The 4,162-nt window shown below is 54.1% G+C and carries 4 protein-coding genes and 1 pseudogene; all 5 read right to left on the bottom strand.

What is annotated here, in order from left to right:
* On the bottom strand, nt 1-887 hold an 887-nt coding region (locus tag AQR02_RS07260), incomplete at its 3' end, for an ABC-F family ATP-binding cassette domain-containing protein (protein ID WP_148449137.1).
* Nucleotides 888-923: 36 nt separating this feature from the next.
* Nucleotides 924-1,544, bottom strand: coding sequence for a TetR/AcrR family transcriptional regulator (locus tag AQR02_RS07255; RefSeq protein WP_054940010.1), 621 nt, complete (start codon nt 1,542-1,544; stop codon nt 924-926).
* A gap of 296 nt (nt 1,545-1,840) precedes the next feature.
* Nucleotides 1,841-2,642: pseudogene (locus tag AQR02_RS07250) on the bottom strand (DUF92 domain-containing protein).
* A 15-nt stretch (nt 2,643-2,657) separates the two neighbouring features.
* Nucleotides 2,658-3,281, bottom strand: coding sequence for a fumarylacetoacetate hydrolase family protein (locus AQR02_RS07245; RefSeq protein ID WP_054940009.1), 624 nt, complete (start codon nt 3,279-3,281; stop codon nt 2,658-2,660).
* Nucleotides 3,282-3,320: 39 nt separating this feature from the next.
* Nucleotides 3,321-4,052 carry a glycerophosphodiester phosphodiesterase gene (locus AQR02_RS07240; protein WP_054942021.1) on the bottom strand — a complete coding sequence of 244 codons (732 nt, stop codon included), beginning with the start codon at nt 4,050-4,052 and terminating at the stop codon, nt 3,321-3,323.
* Nucleotides 4,053-4,162: the final 110 nt, after the last annotated feature.

Here is a 4,162-nt window from a genome sequence, read left to right as displayed (position 1 = left end):
CTTTCCTTGAGCTTCTCGAAGCGGTCGATTCTGGCCTTCTGCTTGGTCGAACGGGCCTTGGCTCCGCGCCGAATCCACGCCAGCTCGGTGCGCAGCAGGTTTTTGCGCTTCTGCTCCGCCGAGGCCTCACGCTCCTCGCGGTCGGCTTTCAGTTCCAGGAACCGAGAATAGTTTGCTTCGTACCGGTAAAGGCGCCCGCCGTCCAGCTCCAGCATCACGCTGGCTACCCGCTCCAGGAAGTAGCGGTCATGCGTAACCATCAGCAGCGCGCCGCGCCGTTTCTGCAAATATTGTTCCAGCCAGGCCACCGAATCGGTATCAATATGGTTGGTAGGCTCATCCAGAATCAGCAGCTCAGAAGGCGTAATAAGTGCAGCCGCAAGCGCTACACGCTTGCGCTGACCGCCTGATAGTGTTCCCATTTGTGCGTCAAATCGGGTGATGCCGAGCTTGGTCAGCACCGTTTTGGCTTCGCTCTCCAGATGCCAGATGCCGGCCGCGTCAATCTTATGCCCGATCCGGACCATTGCACCTTCAAGTTCTGCATTGCCCGGGTTCTTGTCCAGCTCAGCCAGGATCTCCATATATTCACGCATCGTTCGAAGGTCCGGATCATCCCCTGCAAATACCTGCTGCAGTACGGTATTGCCCGGCTCGTACGGCGGATTCTGCGCCAGGTACTGCACCCGCACATCGTTGCCTATGGCAATTTGTCCTTCATCGGCAGTATCCAGACCTGCGATAATTTTCAGAAAGGTAGATTTCCCTGTTCCATTCACACCGATAACGCCGATCTTATCCCGGTCATCCATCCCGAACGATGCATCCTGGAACAGTGTTTTCTCTCCGTAGCTTTTGGATAGATGCTCCACAGTCATAATATTCATGCTTTGTCCTCGCTTGCCTTATATTTTAATAGCGGGTTACGCTTCATCTTGATGATCTTCATGCAGTGTATGTACCGCCGGCACATTCTGGCTGCCTAATGCGCCATGGATAAAGAGTCCTGCAGCAAATTCTGCCCGCTTATGCGCATCCGCCTCCGAACAACCGGGACGCAGCATAATATCCATCTTCAGCCTGTCCAGCATACCGATATAAGACTCTGCCAGCAGCTCCGGATCGGCTGCACCGCTCTCCTGCATAACCTTCATTACAGACTGCATGTATTCTTCCATGAAGCGGGTCATGTAGGCCATCAGCTCCGGATTGTTATTCGGGGCCCGGAAGAACAGTTTAGTATGCTGCTTACGCTCATAATAGTACAGCAGGTGATGTCCGGCAATGGCCGACAGCTTATCCGCGAGGGTGCTGCAAGCCTGCAGCAGGTTTTCAAGCCGCTGGAGGAAGTCCTCACAGTCACGGCGTGTGACAGCCATGAACAGCTCTTCCTTGCTTTTGAAATATAAATAGACCGTGCCCTTGGCAATTCCCGCACGTTCTGCCACTTCCGACATCTTCGTCTCGTAGAAGCCTTCCGAACCAAAAAGTTCATACGCGGCATCCAAAATGGCTGTATGCTTGTGACTTACTGTGCCGCCCAAACGGTTCACCTCCAATTAATGACTATATATTGAACTTGTAATTCTTATTTTTTGGGATTGGTCGTGACTACAGAGAATGTTTGGACTTTCGGCCGCTGTTGTCATCAGATTTCTTGATTAGAACCGCTATTAGCGGTAGAAATCTGATGACTGCTTATGCTTCCGAAGCGACCTTTCCTACGGAAAGCTTTCAGGCGGACGCTACCGCTCCTACAGTTCCAAAATTCCCCACCGCCACTTTTCCCTAAATGTGTATTTAAAGTTCAATTATGTGATTGATTTGCTCTGCCGCCTGCTTACAGCAAGCTAACCAGCAGGGCGGCTGCTCCGCCAATGATGGAACTGACCGCATTGACGGCATCATTGTCCATCCAGCGCCAGCCTCTAGCGAATACCGTAGGCTGGCCGCAGTGCCGAGAAGCCTCCACCTCGCGGCCGCATACAGTGCAGCGGTTCATCCGCTGCACCGTAGCACCAAGGATAGAGTCGGCGAATGCGCCGGCGAGTCCGCCGATAAGGCCGGCCAGCGTCAGCAGCAGGAAGGAATGGTCTTCCATTCCGGAAACCGCCCGAAGCAGCCAGGAGGCAGCGCCGATCAGCGCTCCGCCCGCTGCAGCGGCAAGTGTGCCCGGCAGCGATACGCCGCCCGAGGTTCCCCGCCGGCAGCACTTTGCCTGTCAGCACAGAACGGGGCGGCTTCTTCGCCAGGGTGCCGATTTCCGTGGCCCATGTATCTGAGGTTACGGTCGCCATTACGCCAATGAAAAGAAATCCCCAAAGTTCCAGCGGATAAACCGCGTTCAGCAAGACGAGCATCATGCCCATTCCGCCGTTCGCGAAGACCTGCCCCGCATCACGCGTTCCGGTCTTATCATACGTCAGCTCAAGCTCTGCTTTGTTCTCGTGATGGAGCTTCGAGAGCAGACTTGAGGAAATAAAAAAAAGCAGAAGGATCCCGAACCAGAAAGCATTGCCTGCTCCAAAATAAACCGTACCCATTACAAAAGCCGCGATCATGCCGGAGAAGCTCAGCGAACGCTTCCGGTAAGCTGCTCCGGCAACCAGCAAGGCGCCACAGGCACCTAATATCCACAGCATATCATTCAGCTCCCGTTAACCGACGAGGCAGGTGCCTAAAAGCTTGTCGCCCCAGAACAGCTCGAAAGAGTCTCCTGAAACGACCGGCCCCACCCCTGCCGGGGTTCCGGTAAAAATCACATCATCTTTACCAAGCCCATACCGCGCAGCTATGAATTCGACGATTTTTTGCAGTGAAAAGATCATATCCTTCACATTCCCCCGCTGCACCTCGACACCATTCTTGAGGACTGTGAAGTCTGTAGCCTCAAGTTCTTCTTTTTCTGGAAAGGCAATATAAGGGGTGAGAGGAGCGGCGTTCTTGAAGCCTTTGGCCGGCGTCCAGGGCAGCCCCTTCTTCTGCAGGTCATTATGCACATCCCGCAGTGTGAAATCGAGGCCCAGCGCCATGACATCCACCAGCTCATCGACACTCATGCCCGGCACATAATCCCGGGCGATACGCAAGACAAGTTCTCCCTCATAATGGATCAGCCCGGCGTCCTGGGGAAGATGAATGATAGCTTTATCGAGCGGAACAGCAGCATGGGAGGGCTTCAGAAAAATCAGCGGTTCTGCAGGAACCTTGTTCCCCAGTTCCTCCGCATGCAATCTATAATTACGTCCAACACAGTACACATTATTTACATCAGCACACATCGAAGCTTCAGCTCGCTTTCCCGTCAAATTTGAATGCAGTCAGACTTCCAAAAAAGTGTCGCCCCAGATATCCGGGCGGTTCGTACAGATCATGATATCCGAATGCATCTCAGCCAGGCGGCGCATCTCCTTCGCCTTATCTACGGTCCAGGCCATAGTCTTCACTCCGCGTTCAGCCAGCAGCTTCGCCAGCCCCGCGTTGATTCTAGTAAAGCTGATTGACAGAAAGGAGCAGTCCAGCTCCTTCACCTTGCGTGCAGGATCCCCTGAACGGGAGTCATAGATCAGCCCGGTACGAAACCGGGCATCCAGTTCTTTTACCCGTTGAAGCACCCCTGCATCGAAGGAGGTCAGCACTACCTCATCGCGCATGCCTTTGGCGGAGATCAGATCAATGACCGCCTTCTCCAGACCCGGATACATGTCGCCGCTCGTCCTCAGCTCAATATTCAGCTTCAATCTCCCGGAAGCAAGATCCAGCACCTCTTCGAGGGAAGGAACCTTTTCCCCGCGGAAGGCACGGCTCTTCCAGACTCCCGCGTCCAATCGCCGCATTGGCTCAAAATCCATATTTTTTACCTTCCCGTGGCCGTTGGTTGTCCGGTCCAGCGTGAAATCATGAATCACAACCGGCACGCCGTCCCTGGTCAGCTGCACATCGATTTCCATCCAGCGGACATAGGGCAGAGCAAGTGCCATCCGGACGGCGGCGAGTGTGTTCTCAGGGGCTTTACCGGAAAACCCGCGATGGGCAACACATATGTTTTTCATCATAACCACCTCCAGCAGAAGTATGATCAGTCTTCGGGCTGCTTCCAATTATAAAGCCCTGCTCCGGCCTATCTACCGGCCTTCGGTAACGCGGCCGTCACTGCAGATCT

It is taken from the genome of Paenibacillus ihuae (assembly GCF_001368795.1).
Classification (GTDB): domain Bacteria; phylum Bacillota; class Bacilli; order Paenibacillales; family Paenibacillaceae; genus Paenibacillus_AQ; species Paenibacillus_AQ ihuae.
Note: the sequence above shows the minus strand (reverse complement) of the source record. Positions and strands in the feature narration are given on the sequence as shown.